Here is a 24,293-nt window from a genome sequence, read left to right as displayed (position 1 = left end):
GCCGCCAAGCAGAGCGCGGTGAAGAAGGCGCCCGTCAAGAAGGCCGCGGCGAAGACCGCCGCGGCCGCAGCCGACTCGCCGGCCAAGAAGACCGTGAAGAAGTCCGTCAAGAAGGCGCCGGCGAAGCGCGCGGCGAAGGCCGCCGAGCCGGCCCCGCCCGCGGCGGCCGACGCCGACCACCAGCCGCGCACCGAGAGCGAGCAGGACGAACTGCGGGCCGCGCTCCAGGAGCGGCTCGACGAGCTCCTCGCCGAGCAGCGGCGCTACACCGACTCGATCACCGTCGCCCAGCGCGAGCGCCTGAGCGACACCGCCGGCGACGACCAGATCGACTCCGGCTCCAAGACCGTCGAGCACGAGCACGAGGTCGCCGTGGCAGGGGCGATCTCCGAGCGCATCAGGCAGGTCAGCCACGCCCTCGAACGGATCGACGAGGGCGGCTACGGCTTCTGTGAGAAGTGCGGCAAGCCCATCCCGGCGGCTCGTCTGGCCGCCTTCCCGTCGGCTACCCTCTGCGTCAGTTGCAAACAGCTGGAGGAGCGACGCTGAGCGAGGACACCCAGCCCGAGGCCGACACCGGCGCCGGGCCCGACGACACCCCCGAGGACAAGCGCAGGCGGCCGGGCCTGACCCTGGCCGCCCTGCTCACAGCGGCGTTCGCCGTCGGCCTGGACCAGTGGACGAAGTTCCTGGCCGAGGCCAACCTCGACCCGCAGGAGCCGGTCCGCATCCTCGGCGGCCTCGTCTACCTGAGCCTGACGTGGAACTCCGGCGCCGCCTTCAGCCTCGGCACCGGCTACACCTGGATCTTCACGATCATCGCCTCGGCGGTCGTGGTGTTCCTGGTGTTCCTCTCCCGCCGGATCGCCTACCCCGCGTGGGCGGTCGCGATCGGCCTCGTCCTCGGCGGCGCGGCCGGGAACCTCGTGGACCGCTACTTCCGCGAGCCCGGGTTCGCCCACGGCCACGTCGTGGACTTCATCAGCGCGTTCAAGCCCTTCGGCGAGGCGTTCCCGATCTTCAACATCGCCGACTCGGCCCTGTGCTGCGGCGTGGTCCTCATCGTCCTCCTCGAGCTCACCGGCCACGGCTTCTCGCCGGAGTCCCGGCGGGCCGCGAAGGACGAGCAGGACGCGAAGGCCGAGGCCGCATGAGCGACGTCGCCGCGCGCCAGACCCGCGCGCTGCCGGTCCCCGAGGGCTTCGAGGGCCATCGGATCGACCAGGTCGTCTCCCGCCTCCTCGGGCTCTCGCGCACCGTCGCCGCCGAGCTCGTGGCGGCCGGGGACGTCACCGTCGACGGCGCCCCCTGCGCCACCAAGTCCGAGCGCGTCTCCGCCGGCGCCTGGCTGGAGGTCGTCCTCCCGCCGCCGCCCGAGGACGTGCGCGTCCGCCTGGAGGAGCCCGTCGCCGGCCTCGACGTCGTGTTCGACGACGACGACATCGTGGTCGTCTCCAAGCCCGTCGGCGTCGCCGCCCACCCGAGCCCGGGCTGGACCGGCCCCACGGTCACCGGCGGCCTCGCCGCCGCCGGCTACCGGCTCTCCTCCCACGGCGCCGACGAGCGCCAGGGCATCGTCCACCGCCTCGACGTCGGCACCTCCGGCCTCATGGTCGTCGCCAAGAGCGAGGCCGCCTACTCCGAGCTCAAGCGCGCCTTCAAGGAGCGCCGCGTCTCGAAGCGCTACCGGGCCGTCGCGCAGGGCCACCCCGACCCGCTCTCGGGCACGATCGACGCCCCGATCGGGCGCCACCCGCGCCACGACTACAAGTGGGCCGTGGTCGCCGACGGCAAGCCCAGCGTCACCCACTACGACACCATCGAGGTCTTCCCCGGCGCGTCCCTGATGGACCTCGGCCTGGAGACCGGGCGCACCCACCAGATCCGCGTCCACTTCTCCGCGCTCGGCCACCCGCTCGCGGGCGACCTCACCTACGGCGCCGACCCCGTCCTCGCCGAGCGCCTGGGCCTGACCAGGCAGTGGCTGCACGCGTACCGCCTCGAGTTCGCCCACCCGGCCACCGGCCGCACGGTCACCTTCACGAGTGATTACCCGGACGACCTCGAGACCGCCCTGGCGCGGTTGCGGGCGGATCAATGAGGAGCCACTAGACTGGTTCCAAGCGCCCGCCGCACCGCCGGGGCGGACGTAACGCACGCCTCACCCCCGGGCCCGCACGGCCCGCGATTCGCAACGGGCCTTGAGGAATCGTTGTGTTCTAATAGTCGCGGGTGGTAACGGTGTCCGGTCGGGACGGCGCGGGACCGCGAGCCGGGGTGCTCGCGGACCGACCACCGCAACGGTCGAGAGGAGGTCGCACGTGAACACGCCCGAAGCTTGGAGCAACGACCGCAACAACGACGGCTCGCGCTGGCAGAAGCTGCTCGGTCGCGGCCGCGGTCGCGCCGGAGGCGCCCAGCAGACCCCCACGCCGCCGCCCCGCGAGTCCTACCCGCCCTCGCCGCCGGTGGGCCCCCCGCCCGGCCAGGCGCACTACTCGGTGCCGACCGCGGGCCGCCGCCCGCCGGTCGCCACGCAGACCCCGCCCAGCGCCGCCCAGCTGACCCAGCCGATCCGGCCCCAGCAGGGGCTGCCGCCGCAACCGCGCCAGCCGCAGCCGCAGGTCGAACCGAGCCCCGTCGCGCTCCAGCGGCTCCGCCGCGACCTCGGCCGCAGCCGCGTCATCGCGTTCATCAACCCCAAGGGCGGCGTGCACAAGACCACCGCCACCGTCCTGTCGGCCGCGGCCATGGGCACCGCCCGCGGCGGCGGCGTGATCGCCTGGGACGACAACGAACTGCGCGGCACGCTCGGCCTGCGCGCCGGCTCCGCCCGGCACGGGCGCACCATCCGCCACCTCGTGGAGCACCTCGACCAGGTCGAGGCCGCCGGCGTGCACCTGCCCGAGCACCTCGACGAGTTCCTGCGCCACTCCTCCGACGGCTCCTTCGACGTGCTCGCCGGCGACGAGGACCCGAAGCTCCAGCGCCGCCTCGACCCGACCACGGTCCTGCGCGTCCTCGACATCCTCACCCGCACGCACAACCTCGTCTGCATCGACACCGGCAACAACGTCGAGTCCCCGAACTGGCGGACCGTCGTCTCCTCGGTCGACCGGCTCGTGGTCACCACCGTGCCCCGCGAGGACGCCGCGTTCTCCGCCGACTGGATGCTCGACCACCTCGAGGAGGGCGGCTACGGCGACCTCGTCAAGAACGCGGTCACGCTCCTGTCGATGCCCACGCCGAACCCGGGCCCGCTCCTGCACGACCTCCAGCGGCACTTCGCGCAGCGCACCCGCGCCTGCGCGGTCGTCCCGTACGACCCGTCGCTGGAGCCGGGCGCGAAGATCGAGTTCTCCGCGCTGCGCCCCGAGACCCGCGCCGCCTGGTTCGAGGCCGCGGCCACGATCGTCGACGGACTGTAGCGGCCCCGTCCCCCGCCCCGCGCGCGAACCGCACAGCCCGAGCCCCGCCGAGCCCCCTGTGGCAGGATTCCAGGCGTGACCGACGAAGCGACCCCCCGCACCGACCCGCACGACGACCCGCACGTCTACGGCGGCAAGCGGACCCGGTCCCAGCGGACCGTCGGCCGCGACCTCCTTGCCGCCGGCTTCCTGGCCGTGATCCTCACCGCGCTCGGGTTCCCGGCCGCGATGCTCTGGCAGATCGTCACCCCCCGCGTCGAGTACGTCGTGGTCGACGGCGGCTGGGCGATGGTCGAGCCGTACCCGGACGCGTTCGTCGAGGGCGACCTCGTGTTCGCCGGCATCGGCCTCGTCCTCGGCATCCTCGCCGCCGTGGCCGCCTGGGCCGCGATGCGCGACCGCCGCGGCCCGATCCTCCTCCTCGGCCTCGTCATCGGCTCGGTCGCGTGCCAGGTCGTGGCCTGGAAGATCGGCGCGATCGAATGGCAGGCGTTCTGGGACGCCGTCGAGCGCGCCCCCGCCGGCGCGCACATGTGGCGCCCCCCGTCGGTCCTGTTCGTCGAGCTCGACCCGGCCGCCGCGTGGGCCGCGCTCAGGGTCGGCGATCTCACAGCGGCGCTCGACGCCCTGCGCCTGGGCGCGCTCGCCGTCATGGCCCTCGCCGCGACCTTCACTTACACCGTCGCCGCGGGTTGGTCACGCCGGCCCAGCCTTCGAACGGACGCTCCCGAATAGCGGTATGCCCTTTGACCTGGAAATGCGGGTGACTACGCTTGGAGCGTGCTCAGACGCATCGACCTCATCGGAGCCGTATCCGACTACCCGGCCCGCGCCCTGCGCGAGCTGATGCCGCGCGCCGCGTTCGACGTGAACGAGGCGCTCCGCTCGGTCCAGCCGCTCATCGACGACATCGCCCACCGCGGGACCGCCGCCGTGGTCGAGATCGTCGAGCGCTTCGACGGCGTGCATCTGGAGCACCTGCGCGTCCCCGAGGCCGCGATCAAGGCCGCCGTGGAGGAGCTCGACCCTGAGCTGCGCCGCGCCTACCGGACCTCGATCGACCGCGTCCGCGCCGCGCACGAGGCCCAGCGCCTCCCCGACGTCGTCACCGAGGTCGCCCCGGGCGGCACGATCACCGAGCGGTACCTGCCGGTCGGCCGCGTCGGCCTGTACGCGCCCGGCGGCCTCGCCGTGCTCGCCTCCTCGGTGATCATGAACGCCGTCCCGGCGCAGATCGCCGGCGTCGACTCGATCGCGCTCGCCTCCCCGGCCCAGAAGACCAACGGCGGCCTGCCCGACCAGGGCATCCTCGCCGTCGCGGGACTCCTCGGCATCGACGAGGTGTACGCCGTCGGCGGCCCCGCCGCGGTCGGCATGTTCGCGTACGGGACCGACGAGTGCGACCCGGTCGACATGATCACGGGCCCCGGGAACATCTACGTCACCGCCGCCAAGCGCGCCGTGCGCGGCCTGGTCGGCATCGACGCCGAGGCCGGGACCACGGAGATCGCGGTCATCGCCGACGCCGGCGCCGACCCCGCGCACGTCGCGGCCGACCTGATCAGCCAGGCCGAGCACGACCCGGCCGCCGCCTCGGTCCTCATCACCGACTCCGCGGCCCTCGCCGACGCCGTCGACGCCGAGCTCGAGCGCCGCGTCCCCCTGGCCCGGCACGCCGGGCGCATCGCGACCGCGCTCGCGGGGGAGCAGTCCGGGACGATCCTCGTCGCCGACGTCGACGAGGCCGTGCGGGTCGCGGACGCGTACGCCGCCGAGCACCTGGAGATCCAGACCGCGAACGCCCGCGAGGTCGCGCTGCGCGTGCGCAACGCCGGCGCGATCTTCATCGGCGCGTACTCGCCGGTGTCCCTCGGCGACTACTGCGCCGGCTCGAACCACGTGCTGCCGACCGGCGGCTGCGCCCGCCACTCGGCGGGCCTGTCGGTCCACACGTTCCTGCGCGGCGTGCACCTCGTCGACTACTCGCGCGACGCCCTCGCGGCCGTCGCCGCGGACGTCGTGAACTTCGCGAACTCCGAGGACCTGCCGGCCCACGGCGCGGCGGTGTCCGCCCGGTTCGAGGACGCGGCGGGGGCGGCGCAGTGAGCGAGATCGAGGCCCTGCTCCGGGAGGAGCTGCGCGGGCAGCCGCCGTACGGCGCGCCGCAGCTCGACGTCCCGGTCCAGTTGAACACCAACGAGAACGCGTTCGCCATCCCCGAGGACGTGGCGGCCGTCGTCGCCGAGTTCATCGGCCGGGAGCTGCGCGGCCTCAACCGCTACCCCGACCGCGACGCGGTCGCGCTGCGCGCCGACCTGGCCGCCTACCTCGGGCACGGGCTCACCGCCGACCACGTGTGGGCCGCCAACGGCTCCAACGAGATCCTCCAGCAGCTGCTCCAGGCGTTCGGCGGGCCGGGCCGCACCGTGCTCGGCTTCATGCCCTCGTACTCGATGCACCCGCTGCTCGCCCGCGGCACTGGCACGGCCTTCGTCGACGCCGGCCGCGAGGACGGCTACACGCTCAGCCCCGCCTACGTGGCGCGGGCGATCGCGGCGCACGACCCGGACCTCGTGTTCCTCGTGTCCCCGAACAACCCGACCGGGACCGCGCTCGACCCCGCCGTCGTGGAGGCCGCCTACGAGGCCGCCCGCGGCGTGGTCGTCGTCGACGAGGCGTACGCCGAGTTCGCCCGCGACCCCGGGACGACCGCCCTGCGCCTCCTGCCGGGCCGCCGGCGCCTCGTGGTCACCCGGACCCTCTCGAAGGCCTTCGCGTTCGCCGGGGCCCGCGTCGGCTACCTCGCCGCCGACCCCGAACTGGTCGAGAAGCTCCTGCTGGTGCGCCTGCCGTACCACCTGTCGAGCATCACGCAGGCCGCCGCGCGCGGCGCGCTCGCGTGCGCCGCGCAGCTCCAGGCCGAAGTGGACGAGCTCAAGCACCAGCGCGACCGGATCGTGAAGCACCTGCGCGCCAAGGGACTCCCGGTCGCCGACTCCGACGCGAACTTCGTGCTCGTCGGCGGCCTCACCGACGCCGCCGCCGTGTGGCGCCTGATCCTCGACCGGGGCGTCCTCATCCGCGACGTCGGCCTCCCCGGCCGCCTGCGCGTCACGGCCGGGACCGAGGAGGAGACCACCGCGCTCCTCGACGCCTTCGAGGCCGCCATGACCGACCGCCCCGAGTACTTCGCGACGGATGCGGAGCAGATCGAGCAGCACAGCGAGGAGAGCAAGTTACGTGAGCCGCACCGCGCACATCGTCCGCACCACGGGTGAGACCAGCGTCGACGTGTACGTCGACCTCGACGGCACCGACAAGACCGTCGACATCGCCACCGGCGTCGGCTTCTACGACCACATGCTCCACCAGCTCGGCAAGCACGGCGGGTTCGACCTGAAGATCGCCGTCAAGGGCGACCTGCACATCGACGCCCACCACACCATGGAGGACACCGCGATCGCGCTCGGCCAGGCGTTCGCCGAGGCCCTGGGCGACAAGGCCGGCGTGGTCCGCTTCGCCGACGCGTCGGTGCCCCTCGACGAGGTGCTCGCGCGCGCCGTGGTCGACCTCTCGGGCCGCCCGTACATGGTCCACGAGGAGCCGATGGACATCGCCCCGATGATCTCCACCGACTACCCGACCTCGATGACCCGGCACATCCTCGAGTCGTTCGCGTACCACGCGCGGATCTGCCTGCACGTCACCGTGCTCCGGGCCGCGAACCCCGGCCAGAAGCCCGACGCGCACCACGTGATCGAGGCCCAGTTCAAGGCCCTCGCGCGGGCCCTGAAGTACGCGACCCGCATCGACGGCACCGACATCCCCTCGACCAAGGGGGTCCTGTGACCTGGGCCGGCCCGATCCTGCTCATGGCGCTCGCCGGCATCCTCCTCGGCGGGGCGATCAGCCTGCGCCGCGGCGGGAAGCTCCCCGCCGCGGTCGTCACCGGCCTCCTCGCCGTCGCCTCCTTCGGCGGCGGCCTGTACCTCGTCTACGGGTAGGGGAGGCGACGTGACCAGACCGACGGTGGCCCTGTTCGACTACGGCTCCGGCAACCTCCGCTCCGCCTTCCGCGCCCTCGAGCGCGCCGGCGGCGACGTCACACTGACGAGCGACCTGGACGCGGCCCGCCGCGCCGACGGCCTCGTGGTGCCCGGCGTGGGCGCCTACGCCGCCTGCATGGAGGGCGTCCTCAAGAGCGGCGTCGACGCCGTCATCCGCGAGCGCGCCGCCGCCGGGGCGCCCGTGCTCGGCATCTGCGTCGGCGAGCAGGTCCTGTTCGAGGAGGGCGTCGAGCACGGCGTCCGGACCCGCGGCGTCGGCGTCTTCGAAGGCCGCGTCGACCTCGTCGCGGCCGAGCGCATCCCGCACATGGGCTGGAACACCGTGCGCGCCGACGAGGGCATGCGCCTGTTCGCCGGCATCGGCCCGGAGGAGCGGTTCTACTTCGTGCACTCCTACGCCGCCAAGGCGGTCCCGCCGGGCGCGAAGGCCGCGATCGCGGTGCACGGCGAGCCGTTCATCGCCGCCGTGGAGCGCGGCCCGCTCGCCGCGACCCAGTTCCACCCCGAGAAGTCCGGCGACGCCGGGTACGCACTGCTGTCCAACTGGATCAAGGACCTGACATGACCCAACTGACTCTCCTGCCGGCCGTCGACGTCACCGGCGGCAAGGCCGTCCAGCTCGTCCAGGGCGTGGCGGGCTCGGGCAAGCAGTACGGCGACCCGCTGGAGGCGGCCCTCGAATGGCAGCGCCAGGGCGCCGAGTGGTTGCACCTGGTCGACCTCGACGCGGCGTTCGGGCGCGGCTCGAACCACGAGCTGCTCGCGCAGGTCGCCGCCAAGGTCGACATGCAGGTGGAGCTCTCGGGCGGCATCCGCGACGACGAGACCCTCAAGCGCGCCCTCGACGCCGGGGTCCGCCGGGTCAACATCGGCACCGCGGCCCTGGAGGACCCGGAGTGGTGCGACCGGATCTGCGGCGAGTACGGCGACCGGGTCGCGATCGGCCTGGACGTCAAGGGCGGGCGGCTGGCCGCGCGCGGCTGGACCCGCGAGGGCGGCGAGCTGTTCGCGACCCTGGAGCGCCTGGAGCGCGCCGGGTGCGCCCGCTACGTGGTGACCGACGTGAACAGCGACGGGATGCTCTCGGGCCCCAACCTCGACCTGCTGCGCAGCGTCTGCGAGGCCACCGACAAGCCGGTGATCGCCTCCGGCGGCGTGTCGTCCCTGGACGACCTCCGCGCGCTGGCGGGGCTCACCGGGATCGGCGTCGAGGGCGCGATCGTGGGAACCGCGCTGTACGAGCGTAACTTCACGGTCGCTGAGGCGTTGAACCTGTTGCAGGGACTGTAACCACAGGGGAGGCGCGCATGGCTTTGGTCGAACGGGTTCCGGAGACCGGGCCGTGGGCGCAGCTCTACGGCTACTCCCGCGCCGTGGCCGTGGGCCCGCTCGTGGTCACGAGCGCGTGCACCGCCGACGTCGAGGCGCGGCCGCACCTGCACGGGGACCCCGCCGGACAGGCCCGCGAGGCGTTCCGGACCGCGCTCGACGCGATGGTCCACGCGGGCGCCGGCGTCTCCGACGTGGTGCGCTCCCGCCTCTATGTGACCGACCCGGCCCACGCCGACCCGGTGGGCCGGGTCCACGGCGAGTTCTTCGGCGTCGTCCTGCCGACCGCCACCGTCGTCATCGTCACCGGCCTGTTCCACCCCGGCCAGCTCGTGGCCGTCGAGCTCGAGGCCTTCCGCGCCTGGCGCGACATCGACTAGCGCCGCCGGCCCGCGCGCCGGACGCGGCGGCGACCCGCCGGCCGGATTCGCGCCGGCGGTCCCGTTCCATGCGGAATGATGTCAGGGACTTCCGCCGCCTTGTGCCTGAACGACCGTTCAGTAGTATTGGCCGTGAGTCCGACCGCAGGCTCGCCGTAGTCTCGCCAAAAGTGAGGTGTCACCGTGGACGCTGAAGAGATCGCCGAAGGCCGCGAGCGCTGGGCCAAGCGCTACGCCTCCGCCGCCAAGCGCGACGCCGACTTCACGACCCTCTCGGGTCTCGAGGTCGAGCCCGTCTACGGCCCCCCGGAGGGGGTCGCCGACCCGCGCATGGAGCGCATCGGCTGGCCCGGGGAGTTCCCCTACACGCGCGGCCTCTACCCGACCGGCTACCGCGGCCGGCAGTGGACGATCCGCCAGTTCTCCGGCTTCGGCAACGCCGAGCAGACCAACGCCCGCTACAAGATGCTCCTGGGCGCCGGCGGCGGGGGCCTGTCGGTCGCGTTCGACATGCCGACGCTCATGGGCCGCGACTCCGACGAGCCCGCGTCCCTCGGCGAGGTCGGCCACTGCGGGGTCGCGATCGACTCGACCGCCGACATGGACCGCCTCTTCGACGGCATCGACCTCGGCGGCGTCACCACCTCCATGACGATCTCCGGGCCCGCCGTCCCGATCTTCTGCATGTACCTCGCCGCGGCCGAGCGCCAGGGCGTGGACCTCTCGACCCTCGACGGGACGCTCCAGACCGACATCCACAAGGAGTACATCGCGCAGAAGGAGTGGCTGTTCCCGCCCGAGCCGCACCTGCGGCTCATCGGCGACCTCATGGCCTACTGCGCCGAGCGGATCCCGCGCTACAAGCCGCTGTCGGTCTCCGGCTACCACATCCGCGAGGCCGGCTCGACCGCCGCGCAGGAGCTCGCGTTCACCCTCGCCGACGGCTTCTCCTATGTGGAGCTCGGGCTGTCGCGCGGGCTCGACGTCGACGTGTTCGCGCCCGGCCTGTCGTTCTTCTTCGACGCCCACATCGACTTCTTCGAGGAGATCGCGAAGTTCCGCGCCGCCCGCCGCATCTGGGCGCGCTGGCTGCGCGACGTCTACGGCGCGCGGACCGAACGGGCCCAGTGGCTCCGGTTCCACACCCAGACCGCCGGCGTCTCGCTCACCGCGCAGCAGCCGTACAACAACGTGGTCCGCACCGCCGTCGAGGCGCTCGCGGCCGTCATGGGCGGCACGAACTCCCTGCACACCAACGCCCTCGACGAGACCCTCGCGCTCCCGACCGACCAGGCCGCGGAGATCGCCCTGCGCACCCAGGCGGTGCTGCGCGACGAGACCGGCGTGACGAACGTGGCCGACCCGCTCGGCGGCTCCTGGTACGTCGAGGCGCTCACCGACCGGATCGAGGCCGAGGCCGAGGACCTGTTCCTCCAGATCCTCGCGCTGGGCGGCGAGGCCGGCGACGACCCGGCGGCCGTCGCCCGCGGCGCCATGGGCGGCCGCCACGAGATCGGCCCGGTCACCTCGGGCATCCTGCGCGGCATCGAGGACGGCTGGTTCAACGCCCAGATCGCCGAGGCCGCCTTCACCTACCAGCAGCAGCTGGAGGACGGCACCAAGCACATCGTGGGCGTCACCGAGCTGACGAACACCGTCACCGCCGACCTGGAGATCCTCCGCGTCTCAGGCGAGGTCGAGCAGGGCCAGAACGCGCTCCTGGCCGCGCGCCGCGCCGGCCGCGACAACGCCGCCGTCGCGCGGGCGCTCGCCGACATCGTCACGGCCGCAAGGGGAACCGCGAACCTCATCGAGCCGATCCTGAACGCCGCGCGGGTCGAGGCGACCCTCGGGGAGATCTGCGGGGCGCTGCGCGACGAGTGGGGCGAATACCGGGAAAACGCTGCCATTTGACCTGATAAACGCGATATTAACCCGCTTTGGCATTGATCTTGCGCCGACCCGGTCGTACACTGGGGGTGTCAAATACCCATACGGGGCAACATGCTTCAAACCGATGTCCGATGTGGACAGGAGGGCGATCGCATGGGAGACAAGAAGATCGAAGCCAAGCGGCAGGGTTCGAGCGAGTACGCGCACCTGGCGCCGCTGTTCCGGGAGCTGGCCTCGCTCGACGAGGACGACCCCCGGCGCACGGAGGTCAGGGAGCGGCTGGTCACCGGCCACCTGCCACTGGCGGAGCACATCGCGCAGCGGTTCTCGGGGAAGGGGATCGCGAAGGACGACCTCGTGCAGGTCGCCTCGGTGGGCCTCATCCACGCGGTCGACCGCTTCGACCCCGACCAGGGGTCGGACTTCCTGTCCTACGCGGTGCCGACCGTGATGGGCGAGGTGCGCCGCCACTTCCGGGACACGAGCTGGCCGATGCGGGTGCCGCGGCGCCTCCAGGAGCTGCGGATCGCGCTGAACCGGGCCGGGGCCGAGCTCTCGCAGCAGCTGGGCCGGCCGCCGACCGACGCCGAGATGGCCGAGCACCTCGACATCACCGAGGCCGAGGTCCTGGAGGGCTACGAGGCCCGGCAGGCCTACCGGGCGGTCTCGCTCGACGAGGCGCCGTTCGCCGACGACGACCGGTCGACGCTGGCCGAGTCGGTGGGGGAGGAGGACGCGGCCCTGGGCCTGGTCGACGACCACGAGTCCCTGGTGCCGCTCATCCAGGAGCTCCCCGAGCGGGAGCAGCGGATCCTCGCCCTGCGCTACTACGGGGACATGACGCAGACGCAGATCGCCGAGGAGGTCGGGATCTCGCAGATGCACGTCTCGCGGCTGCTCCACCGCACGCTCGACGAGCTGCGCGAGGGCCTCGACCGGCCGTAGTCCGCGCCGCTGCGCACCCGGAGCACGCGGGCGGCGCAGCCCGTCCACGACATGCGGGGGCGGCGGGCCCGACCGGGCCCGCCGCCCCCTTTCACTCAGCGGGTCTCACACGTCGCGGTTCGCGAGCGCGTCCCTGATGTGGTCGATGAATCCGACGCCGGGCCCGACGACCAGGTTGGCCGGGGTCGTATCGGGCGCGTGCGGGTGCGGCCGCGTCGGCGCGAACGCCTTCGCCGCCTGCACCTTGAACCCCAGGTCCTGGAGTTCTTCGGCGTCGCAGGCCGCGGCGAGCCGGGGGAGGAGGCGCGCCTCCTCGTCGGCGACGTGCGCCCGGACGCCCGCGATGAGCCGCGCCAGGAGCGGCTCGAACTCGAGGTCCGCCGGGCCCTTCGACTCGAGGGCCTTCATGAGCGCCTCGGCCTCGGCGTACGCCTCCAGTTCGCGCTCGACGACGGCCTCGCCGTCCTCGAACACGCGGCGGACCACGGGGTGCACGAACTGCTCCTGGACCACTGTGTGGCGTACGAGCTCGGCGATGACGTGGTCGACGAGCGCCTTGCGGCCCACCGGCTCCCCGGCGCTCGCCTCCAGCTCCCGGAAGGCCGCCTCGAAGGCGCGGTGGTCGGCCTCGACCACCCGGATCAGGTCGGTGTCCTGCTGCTCGATCTGGGGCATCGCTGCCTCCTTAGGGTGTGCGGCGTCCGGGGGGACGCGGAGCGGGGCGGGAGGGCCGCCGGAGTCCCCTCGCGGCGGCCGCTCCCGGTTCCGGTCAGGACCGGATGGACTCCACGAGCCCGCCGGTGACGGACTCCGGCATCCGGTGCGAGATGTCCTGGAGCGAGATGATGCCGACCAGACGGCCGTTCTCGAGCACCGGAATACGGTTGACCTGGTGCTCCTTCATCTTCGCGATCGTGGTGTCGACGTCCTCGTCCGCGTCGGCGAGGATCAGGTGCCCCTGCGGGAGCCGGTCGACGGTGTACGCCTCGGCGTCCTCGCCGGCGGCCATGACGTGCAGGACCAGGTCCCGGTCGGTCACCATGCCCTTGAGCTTGTCGTCCGGGCCGCAGATGGGCAGCGCGCCGATGCCGAGCTCGGCCATGAGCCGGGCGGCGTTGCCGGCGCTGTCGGTGCTCTTCACGCAGGTGCATCCGTCGTGCATGAGGTCTCGTGCGGTTGCCATGTGGTTCATCTCCTTACGGGTCCGTCTGATCCGTGAATGTCCCTCGATCTTCTCCGGATACCCGGCCGCCCGGGCGATAAGCGCCGAATCAGGCCAGCAGCCGCTGCGCCGCCTGCACGATCGCGGCCGCGTCGATCCCGGCGGCCGCGAGCTGCTCGGCGGGCCCGGCCGACCCGGGCATGCCGTGGACGGCGAGCTTCGCGAACCGCACGTCCGGCACCTTGCCCGCGACCGCGTCGAGGACGGCGTCGCCCAGCCCCCCGACGGGCCGGTGGTCCTCGACGGTGAGCACCCGGCCGGTGTCGGCGGCGGCCTGCCGGATCGCGGCCGCGTCCAGGGGCTTCACCGAGTACGCGTCGATGACGCGCACCGGGACGCCGTCCTGAACGAGCCGCTCGGCGGCCTGGAGGCTCTCCGAGACCGTGATCCCGGCCGCGACGATCGCGATCCGGTCGTGCTTCGAGCTCAGCAGCGTCTTCGACCCGCCGACGGGGAACAGCTCGTCCTCCCGGTAGATCACCGGCGCCTCGGCCCGGGTGGTCCGCAGGTAGCTGATGCCCGGCAGGTCCGCCATCGTCGCCGTCAGGTGCGCGGCCTGGTTCGCGTCGCACGGGTAGAGCACCACCGAGCGCCACAGGGCCCGCATCATCGCCAGGTCCTCCAGGCCCATCTGGCTGGGCCCGTCCCGGCCGATCGACACGCCCGCGTGCGAGCCGACGACCCGCAGGTCGGAGCCGCTGATCGCGGCCATCCGCAGGAAGTCGTGCGCGCGGGTGAGGAACGCCGCGAACGTGGCCGCGTACGGGCTCCAGCCCTGCGTCTGGAGGCCCACGGCCGCGCCGATCATCTGCTGCTCGGCGATGTAGCACTCGATGAACCGGTTGGGGAACGACGTGGCGAACCCCGCGGTCCGGGTCGAGTCGCCGACCTCCGCGTCGAGCACCACCACGTCCGGGTCGGCCTCGCCGACCGCTTCGAGCCCCTTGCCGAACCCGTCCCGGGTGGCGGCCATCGTGCCGACCGGGAACGACGGCAGCACCAGCGGCATCCGCTCGCCGCGCTGGCGCGGCTCGGTGGACCGCGGCGGGCTCACGCGGACCGTGGCCGACCGGACGCCGCCGAGCTCGACCACGGCCTTCTCCGGCTCCTGGAGCGGCTTGCCGTGCAGGCCCTCCTTGTCCTCGGCCGCGGCCACGCCCTTGCCCTTCTTGGTGCGCGCCAGGATCGCGGTGGGCCGCGAGTGCTCGGCCTCGGCGGCGGCGAGGGCCCGGTCGATCTCGGCCGGGTCGTGCCCGTCGATCTCGACGGTGTGCCACCCGAAGCACCCGATCCGCGCCGCGTACGCCGCGGTGTCCCACTCGTACCGCGTCGGCCCGGTCTGCCCGAGCCGGTTCACGTCCACGATCGCGCACAGGTTCCCCAGGCCGAGGTCCGCGGCGGCCGCGAACGCCTCCCACATGGAGCCCTCCGCGACCTCGCCGTCCCCGCACAGCACCCACACGCGCGCCGACGACCCGCCCAGGCGGGCGCCGAGGGCCATCCCGACGCCGATCGGCAGGCCCTGCCCGAGCGACCCGGTGGCGACGTCGACCCACGGCAGGCGCGGCGTCGGGTGCCCCTCCAGGTCCGAGCCGAGCCGCCGGTACGTCATGAGCTGCTCCTCGTCGATCGCGCCGACCGCGCGGAGCATCGCGTACAGCAGCGGCGAGGCGTGCCCCTTCGAGAAGACGAGGCGGTCGTTCCCGGCCCGGTGGGGGTGCTCGAAGTCGTAGTGGAGGTGCCCCGCGAGGAGCCCCGCCATGAGGTCCGCCGCCGACATCGAGGAGGTCGGGCGGCCCGACCCCGCCCGGGCCGAGGCCCGCACCGCGTCCACCCGCAGCTGCTGCCCGAGTTCCGCCAGTCCGGAGATCCGTTCGTCGATGACGCCCATCCTGTTCCCTCCGCTCCCTGCTCAGGTGATCCGGCTACCCGCCGCCGCCGGGCCGAAACGGGGCGTTTCCAGGCCGAGGTTTCCGTGCCGCCGGGCCGGGAACCCGGTCCCCATCGGACCGGCCGAGACCGCCTGGAGGTGAGACGGCCATGCCCCAGAAGCAGTGGACCGACAAGGAAGAACGCAAGTACAAGCACATCCGGGACAGCGCCGAGGAGCGCGGTGAGAGCGAGGACCGCGCCGAGGAGATCGCCGCCCGGACCGTGAACAAGCAGCGGGCGCGCGAGGGCAAGACGAAGACCGCCAGCCGCACCTCGACCGAGGACATGTCGTCCTCGAAGCGCGGCGGGAAGCGCTCGCACTCGGGCCCCAAGGGCCGCACCAAGGAGCAGCTCTACCAGGAGGCCCGGCGCAAGAACGTCGAGGGCCGTTCCAAGATGAACAAGGCCGAGCTCCTTCGCGCCGTCGAGCGCAAGAAGTAGCCCGGCGGAGAGGTGAGTGAGACATGGAGGTTCGACACGACCCCGAGGCGATGGCCGCCAGGCAGAGCGAACGGGAGCAGTCCGGTGAGTGGACCCGGCGCCCCCGCCGCGACTGGAACGACCACGACCGCTCCGTGGGCGCCATCGTCGGCGACCTGACCGCCGAGGTGGCGCACCTGGCCCGCATCGAGGCCCAGCTCGCCGCCCGCGAGGTCGCCGAGAAGGCCAAGCGCGGCGCCAAGGGCGGCGGCATGTTCGCCGCGGCCGGCGTGTTCGCGCTGTACGGCGGGGCCGCGTTCGCGCTCGCGGCGGGACTCGCGCTCGCCCTGGTGTGGCCGGCGTGGCTGGCCGCGCTCGTCGTCGGCGCCGTCCTGTTCGCGATCGCGGGCATCGAGGCCCTCATCGGCCGCTCGATGATCAAGCGCGCGCTGCCGCCGGTCCCCGACGAGACCATGGAACGCGCCCGGGAGGACGCCGAGGCGCTGCGAGGAAGGATGAACCGATGACCGCCATGCCGATGCAGCCCGGCGGGCTGCCGCCCGGCGTCGGCCTCGTGCCGCCGCCCTCGACCGGGATGCCGTACCAGCCGGAGGTCGACGTCGTGCGCCACGACGAGGCCGCCGAGCTCGAGCACCAGCACGAGTGGGCCGAGTACGACGCGGGAGCCGCCGAGCCGGCACCGCCCGCGACCACCGAGGAGCTCGAGCGCGAGGCCGAGCAGGCCCGGCGCCACATCAACGACTCCGTGAACGAGCTGCGCGAGCGCCTCGGGCTCGACCCGGACGCCGAGCACGCCCACGGGCCCTTCGCGCCCGTGCGGCGCCACCCGTTCACCGTCGCGGTCGCCGCGGCCGGAGCCGTGACCACCGCTGTCGTCACCGTCGCCGTCGCCCGCGGGCACCGCAAGGCCGAGAAGCGCTCGGCTCGCGACAGCGCCCGGAGCGCCGCCGCGAACGCCGCGACCGCGGTGAAGCTCGCCGCCGGCGACGCCCGCAAGAACACCAGGCGCAGCCGCAGGAACGCCCGCAAGAAGCTGAACCGCGCAGCCGCCGCGGTCGGCTCGGCGGCCGACCGCCTGCGCTTCAAGCGCCGCTCCAAGCTCCGCCGCCTCCTGCATCGATAACGGCGGACGCGCACCGGGCCCCGGGAGCCATGGCTCCCGGGGCCCGGCTGTGCCCGGTCGTCCTCGGGATCGGCGGCGCCGGGCGGCGGGACGGCCGGAACCTCGAACGGGCCGGGCCACGGAGCGCTTTCACCCCCGGTCAGGGCACGGGGTGGGGGTGCGGGTGGGGAACGTGAACGGAGGGTCCGTGCAAAACGGACATCGGTGGGCCCCCGGCATCAACCCTGCCCGACGGGTCCGACAGCCCCCGCCCCGCGCTCCGCTCCGGGCCCTCGTCTGGCAGCCGGACGGGACGTAGGTCACAGTCGGGCGCGCCGGGTGCGCGGGCGGGTCCGCCGGGCGCTCCGGAACGGGCCCCCATGTCCGCTTTATTCGACGGAACGCCTGACCGCGACTGGTCCTGAACGTGCGGATGCGTTAGGTTGTGGGGGGTCCACCTGTGTGCAGCCGTCTTCCGTCGTGTGCGCAGCTGGCTCACTGCGCTTCACCGCGGGGGAATCCCCGCATGTGAACGGTCACTTCCGTTGAACGAGCATCCCCCAAGGAGGCCGCACATGACTGGCAGCGACAACGGTGCCGTTGCTATCGGGATCGACTTCGGCACGCTCTCGGGCCGCGTCGTCGTCGCGTCGGTAGCCGACGGCCGCGAACTCGCCAGCGCCGAGCACGTCTACGCGCACGGCGCCATCGAGGAGTCCCTCCCCGGCTCCGGCGTCCGCCTGCCGCGCAGCTGGGCGCTCCAGGACCCGAACGACTGGGTCGAGGTCCTCAAGCGCGCCGTCCCGGCCGCGCTGGCCGCCGCCGGCGTCAGCGCCGACCAGGTGATCGGCGTCGCCACCGACTTCACCGCCTGCACGATCCTGCCGACGACCGCCGACGGCACGCCGCTGTGCGAGCTCGACGAGTACCGCGAGCGCCCGCACGCGTGGCCGAAGCTGTGGAAGCACCACGCCGCCCAGGGCCAGGCCGACCGCATCAACGCGGTCGCGGCCGAGCGCGGCGAGTCGTGGCTGCCGCGCTACGGCGGCAAGATCTCCTCGGAGTGGGCCTACGCCAAGGGCCTCCAGCTCCTCGAGGAGGACCCGGAGCTGTACGCGCGCGCCGACCGCTGGATCGAGGCCGCCGACTGGATCATCTGGCAGCTGTGCGGCCAGGAGACCCGGAACTCCTGCACCGCCGGGTACAAGGGCATCGTCCAGGACGGGCAGCGCCCCTCCCGCGAGTACCTCGCGGCCCTGAACCCCGATTTCGCGGACTTCAACGCCAAGATGGAGCACCCGCTGTCGGCCCTGGGCGACAAGGCCGGCGAGCTCACCGCGGAGGCCGCCGAGTGGACGGGCCTGAACGCGGGCACCGTGATCGCGGTCGGCAACGTCGACGCGCACGTCACCGCCGCCTCCGCGAAGGCCGTCGGCCCCGGCAAGATGGTCGCCATCATGGGCACCAGCACCTGCCACGTCGTCAACGGCGAGGAGCTCAAGGAGGCCCCGGGGATGTGCGGCGTGGTCCGCGACGGCATCACCAAGGGCCTGTGGGGCTACGAGGCCGGCCAGTCCGGCGTCGGCGACATCTTCGCGTGGTTCACCAGGAACGGCGTCCCGGCCGCGTACACCGAGGAGGCCGCGAAGCGCGGGATCTCCATCCACGAGTACCTGACCGAACTCGCCGCCGAGCAGCCCGTGGGCGCGCACGGCCTGGTCGCGCTCGACTGGCACTCGGGGAACCGCTCGGTCCTGGTCGACCACGCCCTGCACGGCGCGATCCTGGGCCTGGGCCTCCAGACGAAGCCGGAGGAGATCTACCGCGCGCTGGTCGAGGCCACCGCGTTCGGGACCCGCATGGTCGTGGAGACGCTCGTCAAGGCGGGCGTGCCGATCGAGGAGTTCGTGGCCGCGGGCGGGCTGCTGAAGAACAAGTGGCTCATGCAGACCTACGCGGACGTGCTGCGCATGCCGATCACGGTCCTCACCTCCGAGCAGGGCCCGGCCCTGGGCTCGGCGATCCACGCGGCCGTCGCCGCGGGCGCCTACCCGGACATCCACGCCGCCTCGGAGGCGATGGGCAAGGTCGAGCGGCACGCGTACGTGCCCGACGAGGCCCGCGCCGACGCCTACGACCGGCTGTACGCCGTCTACGAGGAGCTGCACGACCACTTCGGCCGCGGCGGCTCGCGCGCCCTGCACACGCTCAACGAGATCGCCGTCGAGGCGACGCGGTGAGCGCGCACCCGTCGCCCGCCGCCCCGAACAGGAGGAACCGCTGATGCCCTATCGATCGACCGCCGCCGTCCTGGAGATGAAGGAGCGCGTGTGCGCGCTCCACGCCGAGCTCCTGCGCTGGGGCCTGGTGACCTGGACCAGCGGGAACGTCTCGGGCCGCGTCCCGGGCACCGACCTGATCGTCATCAAGCCGAGCGGGGTCTCGTACGACGACCTCACCCCCGAGCTGATGGTCGTGACCGACCTCGAGGGCAAGGTCCTCGAAGGCGACCTGGCGCCGTCGTCGGACGCGGAGAGCCACAACGAGGTCTACCAGCGGATGCCGGAGGTCGGCGGGGTGGTGCACACGCACAGCCCGTACGCGACGGCGTGGGCCGCGCGGGCCGAGCCGATCCCGTGCGTGCTGACGGCGATGGCCGACGAGTTCGGCGGGGAGATCCCGCTGGGCCCGTTCGCGCTCATCGGCTCGGACGCGATCGGCAAGGGCATCGTGGAGACCCTGCGCGGGCACCGCTCCCCGGCGGTGATCATGCAGAACCACGGCGTCTTCACCATCGGCAAGGACCCGAAGGCCGCGGTGAAGGCCGCGGTGATGGCCGAGGACGTGGCGCGCACGGTCCACATCTCGCGCCAGCTCGGCGAGCCGGTGCCGATCCCGCAGGCCGACATCGACCGCCTCTACGACCGCTACCAGAACGTCTACGGCCAGCAGCCCGCCCCGAAGGAGCAGTAGGAAGCAATGGGAAACAAAGAACTGTGGTTCGTCACCGGCAGCCAGCACCTGTACGGGCCGGAGGCGATCGAGCAGGTCGCGCAGAACTCGGCCGACATCGTGGCCGGGCTCGACGGGGCCGCCGCGATCCCGGTGAAGGTCGTCGCCAAGCCGGTGCTGACCACCCCTGAGGAGATCCGGCGGGTCCTGCTGGAGGCGAACTCGGCCGACGACTGCATCGGCGTGATCGCCTGGATGCACACGTTCTCGCCGTCGAAGATGTGGATCGCCGGCCTGGGCGCGCTCCAGAAGCCGCTGCTGCACCTGCACACGCAGCACAACCGCGACCTGCCGTGGGCCGACATCGACATGGACTTCATGAACCTGAACCAGGCCGCCCACGGCGACCGCGAGTTCGGGTACATGCTCACGCGCCTGCGCCACCGCCGCAAGACCGTCGTCGGCCACTGGGGCGACCCGCGGGTCCAGGAGCGCGTCGGCAACTGGGCGCGCGCCGCCCTGGGCTGGAACGAGGTCCAGAACCTGAAGCTGGTGCGCTTCGGCGACAACATGCGGTACGTCGGCGTCACCGAGGGCGACAAGGTCGAGGCCCAGATCCGCCTCGGCGTCGAGGTGAACACCTACGGCGTCAACGAGCTCGTCGAGCGGGTCGCGTCCATCGAGGACAAGGCCGTGGACGAGTTGGCCGCGGTGTACGAGGCCGAGTACGACGTGGTGCCCGAGCTGCGCGCCGGCGGCGAGCGGCACGAGTCGCTGCGCGACGCGGCCCGCATCGAGCTGGGCCTGCGCTCGGTCCTGGAAGAGCACGGCGCGAAGGCGTTCACGGACACCTTCGAGGACCTCGGGAAGCTCAAGCAGCTCCCGGGCATCGCGGTGCAGCGCCTCATGGCCGACGGCTACGGCTTCGGCGGCGAGGGCGACTGGAAGACCGCGGTCCTGGTGCGCCTCATGAAGGTCATGGCGCAGGGCCTGGAGGGCGGCACGTCCTTCATGGAGGACTACACGTACAACCTCGGCTCGGAGACCCCGCAGATCCTGGGCGCGCACATGCTCGAGGTGTGCCCGACGATCGCCGCGGAGCGGCCGAAGGCGGAGATCCACCCGCTCGGCATCGGCGGCAAGGAGGACCCGGTGCGCCTGGTCTTCACCGCGCCGCCCGGCCCGGCCCTCATGGTCGGCCTCCTCGACCTCGGCACCCGGCTGCGCCTGGTGGCGAACGAGGTCGACACGGTCGAGCCCGACGAGGACCTCCCGAACCTGCCGGTCGCGCGCGCCGTGTGGGTGCCGCGCCCGGACCTCCAGACCTCGGCCGAGGCGTGGCTGACGGCCGGCGGCCCCCACCACACCTCCTTCACGCAGGCCTTCGGCCGGGAGGTCATGGAGGACTTCGCGGAGATCGCCGGCGTCGAGCTGGTGACCATCGACGGCGACACCAACGCCCGCGAGTTCAAGCAGGAGCTGCGCTGGAACCAGGTGTACCACCACCTCGAGGGCGGCATTTAGGGCTGCGAAGGCATACGGCGCAAGGAGGGCGGGCCCGCGGGCCCGCCCTCCGGCGTCTCTCCGGACGCCGGCGGGGCGGCGGCGGAACGGGCGCCGGGAGGAGCGCCCGCCGGGCGGACGATGCAGCGTGCGCCGATCGACGCCGCGGACCGCGGCCGGGCCCCATGAGGACCTTGGAGCCGCGGAACTTGAGCCTAGGTCCGCCGCGGACCGGCCGGGCCCGCCTCAGTGGACGCCGCGAACTGCGCCGGCGCTGCGGACACCGCGCGCGCGTGAAGAGCTGAAGGCCGAATACCGTCCCCAGCCCCCACCCGCCCAGAGGGGGACGCCAGTCTGGGGCCAGCATTGCCGAGGGGTCCGACAAGAACCGGTCGTTCAAGCGCCCTGGAGGCGGTCTTTCACCCGATCGGGGGCCAGGATGGCGTCCCAGGCGATCTCGGCCGCGCCCGTGAGCGGGCCCGCCTCGCCGACCGTGCCGGCGACGATCCGCGGCGGCTCGCCGCGGCGGAACGCCATCAGGCCCGCGGCGCAGTGCGCCTCGATCACCTCGCGCCGCAGCCGGATCAGGTCCACGCCGAGCCCGGAGAGGCTGATCGCCTCCGGGTCGAGCGCGTTCGCGAGCGCGCCCAGGCCGCGTCCGAGCGCGGCCGCGTTCGCGTCAACGGCGGCCGCCGCCTCGGCGTCGCCGTCCGCTGCCCGCCGCAGGATCTCCCGCGCCAGCGCGCGCCCCTCCCCGTAGCCGGGCCGGGCCCCGAAGCGCCGCACGAGCGCGTTCGCACCCACGTCGAGGCTCCAGCACCCGCGCACCCCGCACATGCACTCGAGTCCGGACCCCGTGAGCGGCATGTGCCCGAACTCGCCCGCGATGTTGTGCCCGCCGCGCTGCGCGTCGCCGTGCAGCAGGAGCGTGCCGCCGATGTCGAAGTCGATGTGGAAGTGCATCGCGGTCCCGACGCCGCGCAGCGCCCCCCGCCGCGCCTCGGCGAGCCCGGCGAGCCGCGCGTCGTTGTCGACCAGCGTCGCCGGCCAGTCCGGGCCGACGAGGTCGCCGAGGTCCACCTCGTCCCAGCCGAGATGCGAGATGTGGAGGCGCCGCCCGTCGCGGATGGGGCCGGACGTCGCGAAGCCGACGACCGCGAGCCGGTCGCTCGCGTGCCGCCCGATCGCGGCCCGGATCGCGGCGAACGCCCGCGGGGTCCGGTCGTGCTCGCCCTCTTCGAGTCCGGTCGCCGCACCGCCGAGCTCCACGGACGCGAGCGTCCACGTGTCCTCCCGGAAGTCCACCGCGAACGCAAGCGGCCCTTCGGGATGCGGCACGAGGAGCGTCGTGGGCCGCCCCCGCCCGCCGGCCTCCGCGGGCACCTCGTGCAGCAGCCGCGCCTGCTCCAGCTCGCCCACGAGCGCCGCGGCGGTGTTCCGGCCGATGCCCAGTAGCCGCGCGGCCTCGGCCCGCGTCACCGGCGCGGCGGCGCCGTGCACGGCGCGCAGGAGCCGCACCTGGTTGTGAATCCTCAGGTCGGCGCTCGTCATCGTCTGCGGCATGGAGGGATTATGCCAGCCGCCACACATTTGTGCCCGGTCGGAACATAACCGTTGACGGGCGGCCCCCGCCCTGTTATGTTCTCACCAAGAACAAAACTGCTCTCCGGAACGGGACCCCATGTCCGACCCTCTCGCGCTGCGCCGCGCCCGCCTCGGCCTCCACGCCGCCTTCGCCACCTCCGGCTTCGTCATGGGCGCCTGGGCCGCCGCCCTCCCCGGCATCGACGCCCGCCTCGGCCTCGGCGAAGCGAAGCTCGGGACCGCGCTCCTGCTCATCCAGCTCGTCGGCCTCGCCTCGATGGTCCTCGCCGGGCGCATCGCCGACCGCATCACCTCCCGCCGCCTCCTCCTGTGGACCGCCCCCGCCACCCAGCTCGTCCTCATCGCCCCCGCCCTCGCCCCGAACTACGCCGTCCTCCTCGCCTGCGCCGCCCTCTACGGCGCCGGCGTCGGCTTCATCGAAGTCGGCATCAACGCCCACTCCGTCGAGCTCGAGCAGCGCTTCGGACGCCCGATCATCTCCGCCTTCCACGGCCTGTGGAGCCTCGGCAGCGCCGCCGCCGGCGCCCTCACCTCCGTGTGCCTCGTCCTCGGCCTCGGGAACCAGGCCGTCCTCATCGCCGTCGCCGTCGTCAGCACCGCGGCCATGGCGATCGCCACCCGTCCGCTGCTGCCGCCACCGGGTCGAGACAACTCCGGCGGCAGCAGCGGAGCCCCCGCCCCCACCGCGAAGATCGGCGCCGTCCTCCTCGCCGCCCTCTTCCTCCTCGGCCTCGGCGGCCACCTCGTCGAATCGGGCGCGATCGACTGGGCGAACCTCCACGCCGCCAACGTCCTCCACGCGGACGCCGCCCTCGCGCCCCTGTCCTACACCGTCTTCGCCGTCGCCATGACCGTCTTCCGCCTCCTCGGCGACCCCGTCCGCGCCAGGCTCGGCCCCGGCCCCACCCTCCAGTGGGCCGGCGCCCTCGCCGTCCTCGGCTACGCCCTCGTCCTCGCCTCCGGCGCCGCCGGCGGCCTCGCACTCGCCTGGACCGGCTGGATCCTCGCCGGCACCGGCATCGCCCTCATGGTCCCGGTCCTCTTCAGCGCCATCGGACAAGCCGGCGGGACGCCCTCGAACGTCGCCCTCATCTCCATGTCCGGCTCCGCCGGCCTCCTCATCGGCCCCGGCGCCATCGGCTACCTCGCCGAAGGCACCAGCCTCACCGTCGGCCTCCTCGTCCCCGCCGCCCTCGCCCTCTTCATCGCCGCCGGCGGCCCCCTCACGATGCGGCGCCTGGCGCGGCGAGCGCCACACCCCGCGCCCGTCGCCGCCGAGGCCGGCGCTCACGTATAGTTGCCAGCGCAGAAGGGGAGTAGCTCCCAACGCTGCGGTCGACACACTGGCCCGCGAGCCCGCCCAGGGCTCGCACGCTTCGCGAGAGGCGGGCCCGGCCGCACGGCCTCGGACCCCGGGGCGAGCGAGACCTTCGACCAAGGCCGCACGGCCGGGTCGAGGTCGCTGTGTCCCCTCCTCCCGGCCTGAACACTGGG

At 73.2% G+C, this 24,293-nt stretch carries 24 protein-coding genes and 1 pseudogene; 21 read left to right on the top strand and 4 right to left on the bottom strand.

Annotation, left to right across the window (positions count from 1 at the left end; genetic code table 11):
- Positions 1–93 precede the first annotated feature (93 nt).
- The 14 genes and pseudogenes from EIW28_RS04265 (at position 94) to EIW28_RS04205 (ending at position 12,042) form a co-directional block, all read left to right on the top strand.
- Positions 94–549: a TraR/DksA family transcriptional regulator gene (locus EIW28_RS04265; protein ID WP_197717099.1), complete on the top strand. Its 456-nt coding sequence runs from the start codon at positions 94–96 to the stop codon at positions 547–549.
- Entirely contained in the window at positions 522–1,154 is a 633-nt protein-coding gene (gene lspA, locus EIW28_RS04260) for a signal peptidase II (protein ID WP_197717054.1), read from the top strand. The genes EIW28_RS04265 and lspA overlap by 28 nt, the downstream gene beginning before the upstream one ends.
- Positions 1,151–2,101 (top strand): RluA family pseudouridine synthase, encoded by a 951-nt coding sequence (locus tag EIW28_RS04255; protein ID WP_125246435.1) that lies wholly within the window; start codon positions 1,151–1,153, stop codon positions 2,099–2,101. The genes lspA and EIW28_RS04255 overlap by 4 nt, the downstream gene beginning before the upstream one ends.
- 220 nt (positions 2,102–2,321) lie before the next feature.
- Positions 2,322–3,428, top strand: a complete 1,107-nt coding sequence (locus EIW28_RS04250) for a MinD/ParA family ATP-binding protein (protein ID WP_197717053.1) — start codon at positions 2,322–2,324, stop codon at positions 3,426–3,428.
- Positions 3,429–3,503: 75 nt separating this feature from the next.
- Positions 3,504–4,163, top strand: a complete 660-nt coding sequence (locus tag EIW28_RS04245; protein WP_125246434.1) for a DUF2567 domain-containing protein — start codon at positions 3,504–3,506, stop codon at positions 4,161–4,163.
- A 45-nt stretch (positions 4,164–4,208) separates the two neighbouring features.
- Positions 4,209–5,534 (top strand): histidinol dehydrogenase, encoded by a 1,326-nt coding sequence (gene hisD, locus EIW28_RS04240; RefSeq protein WP_232013787.1) that lies wholly within the window; start codon positions 4,209–4,211, stop codon positions 5,532–5,534.
- Positions 5,531–6,589 (top strand): annotated as a pseudogene (locus tag EIW28_RS04235) (histidinol-phosphate transaminase); the annotation flags it as partial. The gene hisD and the pseudogene EIW28_RS04235, both read left to right, overlap by 4 nt.
- Before the next feature lie 79 nt (positions 6,590–6,668).
- Entirely contained in the window at positions 6,669–7,277 is a 609-nt protein-coding gene (gene hisB / locus EIW28_RS04230) for an imidazoleglycerol-phosphate dehydratase HisB (protein ID WP_125246432.1), read from the top strand.
- Positions 7,274–7,432, top strand: coding sequence for a hypothetical protein (locus tag EIW28_RS24085; protein WP_158630283.1), 159 nt, complete (start codon positions 7,274–7,276; stop codon positions 7,430–7,432). Before hisB ends, EIW28_RS24085 begins: the two co-directional genes overlap by 4 nt.
- A 10-nt stretch (positions 7,433–7,442) precedes the next feature.
- Positions 7,443–8,060, top strand: coding sequence for an imidazole glycerol phosphate synthase subunit HisH (gene hisH, locus EIW28_RS04225; protein WP_197717052.1), 618 nt, complete (start codon positions 7,443–7,445; stop codon positions 8,058–8,060).
- On the top strand, positions 8,057–8,785 hold the full coding sequence (priA, locus tag EIW28_RS04220) for a bifunctional 1-(5-phosphoribosyl)-5-((5-phosphoribosylamino)methylideneamino)imidazole-4-carboxamide isomerase/phosphoribosylanthranilate isomerase PriA (RefSeq protein ID WP_125246431.1): 729 nt from the start codon (positions 8,057–8,059) through the stop codon (positions 8,783–8,785). Before hisH ends, priA begins: the two co-directional genes overlap by 4 nt.
- A 17-nt stretch (positions 8,786–8,802) precedes the next feature.
- Positions 8,803–9,204 carry a Rid family hydrolase gene (locus tag EIW28_RS04215; protein WP_125246430.1) on the top strand — a complete coding sequence of 134 codons (402 nt, stop codon included), beginning with the start codon at positions 8,803–8,805 and terminating at the stop codon, positions 9,202–9,204.
- Between the two features lie 183 nt (positions 9,205–9,387).
- The gene (locus EIW28_RS04210) at positions 9,388–11,118 is read left to right on the top strand and encodes an acyl-CoA mutase large subunit family protein (protein WP_125246429.1); all 1,731 of its coding nucleotides are present in this window, start codon (positions 9,388–9,390) and stop codon (positions 11,116–11,118) included.
- A 132-nt stretch (positions 11,119–11,250) separates the two neighbouring features.
- On the top strand, positions 11,251–12,042 hold the full coding sequence (locus EIW28_RS04205; RefSeq protein ID WP_125246428.1) for an RNA polymerase sigma factor SigF: 792 nt from the start codon (positions 11,251–11,253) through the stop codon (positions 12,040–12,042).
- A gap of 105 nt (positions 12,043–12,147) precedes the next feature.
- Here EIW28_RS04205 and EIW28_RS04200 read toward each other — a convergent pair whose 3' ends face one another.
- The 3 genes from EIW28_RS04200 to EIW28_RS04190 all read right to left on the bottom strand — a co-directional run bounded on the left by EIW28_RS04200 (position 12,148) and on the right by EIW28_RS04190 (position 15,155).
- Positions 12,148–12,717: a hemerythrin domain-containing protein gene (locus EIW28_RS04200; protein WP_125246427.1), complete on the bottom strand. Its 570-nt coding sequence runs from the start codon at positions 12,715–12,717 to the stop codon at positions 12,148–12,150.
- Positions 12,718–12,811: 94 nt separating this feature from the next.
- On the bottom strand, positions 12,812–13,225 hold the full coding sequence (locus EIW28_RS04195; RefSeq protein ID WP_125246426.1) for a CBS domain-containing protein: 414 nt from the start codon (positions 13,223–13,225) through the stop codon (positions 12,812–12,814).
- A gap of 88 nt (positions 13,226–13,313) precedes the next feature.
- Complete coding sequence (locus EIW28_RS04190; protein ID WP_125246425.1) at positions 13,314–15,155, bottom strand: transketolase; 1,842 nt, start codon at positions 15,153–15,155, stop codon at positions 13,314–13,316.
- 149 nt (positions 15,156–15,304) lie between these two features.
- Here EIW28_RS04190 and EIW28_RS04185 point away from each other — a divergent pair, with 149 nt between their 5' ends.
- The 6 genes from EIW28_RS04185 (at position 15,305) to araA (ending at position 21,215) form a co-directional block, all read left to right on the top strand.
- Positions 15,305–15,637 (top strand): plasmid stabilization protein, encoded by a 333-nt coding sequence (locus tag EIW28_RS04185; protein ID WP_125246424.1) that lies wholly within the window; start codon positions 15,305–15,307, stop codon positions 15,635–15,637.
- Positions 15,638–15,660: 23 nt separating this feature from the next.
- Positions 15,661–16,143 (top strand): phage holin family protein, encoded by a 483-nt coding sequence (locus EIW28_RS04180; RefSeq protein ID WP_197717051.1) that lies wholly within the window; start codon positions 15,661–15,663, stop codon positions 16,141–16,143.
- Complete coding sequence (locus EIW28_RS04175) at positions 16,140–16,760, top strand: hypothetical protein (RefSeq protein ID WP_125246423.1); 621 nt, start codon at positions 16,140–16,142, stop codon at positions 16,758–16,760. Before EIW28_RS04180 ends, EIW28_RS04175 begins: the two co-directional genes overlap by 4 nt.
- A 554-nt stretch (positions 16,761–17,314) precedes the next feature.
- Complete coding sequence (gene araB, locus EIW28_RS04170) at positions 17,315–18,979, top strand: ribulokinase (protein ID WP_125246422.1); 1,665 nt, start codon at positions 17,315–17,317, stop codon at positions 18,977–18,979.
- A 43-nt stretch (positions 18,980–19,022) separates the two neighbouring features.
- A complete protein-coding gene (locus EIW28_RS04165; protein ID WP_197717050.1) occupies positions 19,023–19,712 on the top strand; it encodes an L-ribulose-5-phosphate 4-epimerase in 690 nt (229 codons plus the stop codon).
- 6 nt (positions 19,713–19,718) lie between these two features.
- A complete protein-coding gene (araA, locus tag EIW28_RS04160) occupies positions 19,719–21,215 on the top strand; it encodes an L-arabinose isomerase (protein WP_125246421.1) in 1,497 nt (498 codons plus the stop codon).
- 375 nt (positions 21,216–21,590) lie between these two features.
- On the opposite strand, the gene EIW28_RS04155 is transcribed toward araA, so the two are convergent.
- Entirely contained in the window at positions 21,591–22,757 is a 1,167-nt protein-coding gene (locus EIW28_RS04155; protein WP_158630282.1) for an ROK family transcriptional regulator, read from the bottom strand.
- Positions 22,758–22,875: 118 nt separating this feature from the next.
- On the opposite strand from EIW28_RS04155, the gene EIW28_RS04150 reads away from it, so the two are divergent.
- Entirely contained in the window at positions 22,876–24,096 is a 1,221-nt protein-coding gene (locus EIW28_RS04150) for an MFS transporter (RefSeq protein WP_125246419.1), read from the top strand.
- Positions 24,097–24,293 lie beyond the last annotated feature (197 nt).

The sequence above is a fragment of the Glycomyces terrestris genome, from assembly GCF_003933745.1.
GTDB classification, from domain to species: domain Bacteria; phylum Actinomycetota; class Actinomycetes; order Mycobacteriales; family Micromonosporaceae; genus Glycomyces; species Glycomyces terrestris.
This window is presented reverse-complemented; position numbering and strand designations above follow the sequence as displayed.

Excerpts from the sequence above, each read along its gene's own strand:
- EIW28_RS04255 (WP_125246435.1), top strand. The coding sequence starts at position 1,151 with ATGAGCGACGTCGCCGCGCGCCAGACCCGCGCGCTGCCGGTCCCCGAG.
- priA (WP_125246431.1), top strand. The coding sequence starts at position 8,057 with ATGACCCAACTGACTCTCCTGCCGGCCGTCGACGTCACCGGCGGCAAG.
- EIW28_RS04215 (WP_125246430.1), top strand. The coding sequence starts at position 8,803 with ATGGCTTTGGTCGAACGGGTTCCGGAGACCGGGCCGTGGGCGCAGCTC.
- EIW28_RS04205 (WP_125246428.1), top strand. The coding sequence starts at position 11,251 with ATGGGAGACAAGAAGATCGAAGCCAAGCGGCAGGGTTCGAGCGAGTAC.
- EIW28_RS04200 (WP_125246427.1), bottom strand. The coding sequence starts at position 12,717 with ATGCCCCAGATCGAGCAGCAGGACACCGACCTGATCCGGGTGGTCGAG.
- EIW28_RS04195 (WP_125246426.1), bottom strand. The coding sequence starts at position 13,225 with ATGGCAACCGCACGAGACCTCATGCACGACGGATGCACCTGCGTGAAG.
- EIW28_RS04190 (WP_125246425.1), bottom strand. The coding sequence starts at position 15,155 with ATGGGCGTCATCGACGAACGGATCTCCGGACTGGCGGAACTCGGGCAG.
- EIW28_RS04185 (WP_125246424.1), top strand. The coding sequence starts at position 15,305 with ATGCCCCAGAAGCAGTGGACCGACAAGGAAGAACGCAAGTACAAGCAC.
- EIW28_RS04180 (WP_197717051.1), top strand. The coding sequence starts at position 15,661 with ATGGAGGTTCGACACGACCCCGAGGCGATGGCCGCCAGGCAGAGCGAA.
- EIW28_RS04175 (WP_125246423.1), top strand. The coding sequence starts at position 16,140 with ATGACCGCCATGCCGATGCAGCCCGGCGGGCTGCCGCCCGGCGTCGGC.
- araB (WP_125246422.1), top strand. The coding sequence starts at position 17,315 with ATGACTGGCAGCGACAACGGTGCCGTTGCTATCGGGATCGACTTCGGC.
- EIW28_RS04165 (WP_197717050.1), top strand. The coding sequence starts at position 19,023 with ATGCCCTATCGATCGACCGCCGCCGTCCTGGAGATGAAGGAGCGCGTG.
- araA (WP_125246421.1), top strand. The coding sequence starts at position 19,719 with ATGGGAAACAAAGAACTGTGGTTCGTCACCGGCAGCCAGCACCTGTAC.
- EIW28_RS04155 (WP_158630282.1), bottom strand. The coding sequence starts at position 22,757 with ATGCCGCAGACGATGACGAGCGCCGACCTGAGGATTCACAACCAGGTG.
- EIW28_RS04150 (WP_125246419.1), top strand. The coding sequence starts at position 22,876 with ATGTCCGACCCTCTCGCGCTGCGCCGCGCCCGCCTCGGCCTCCACGCC.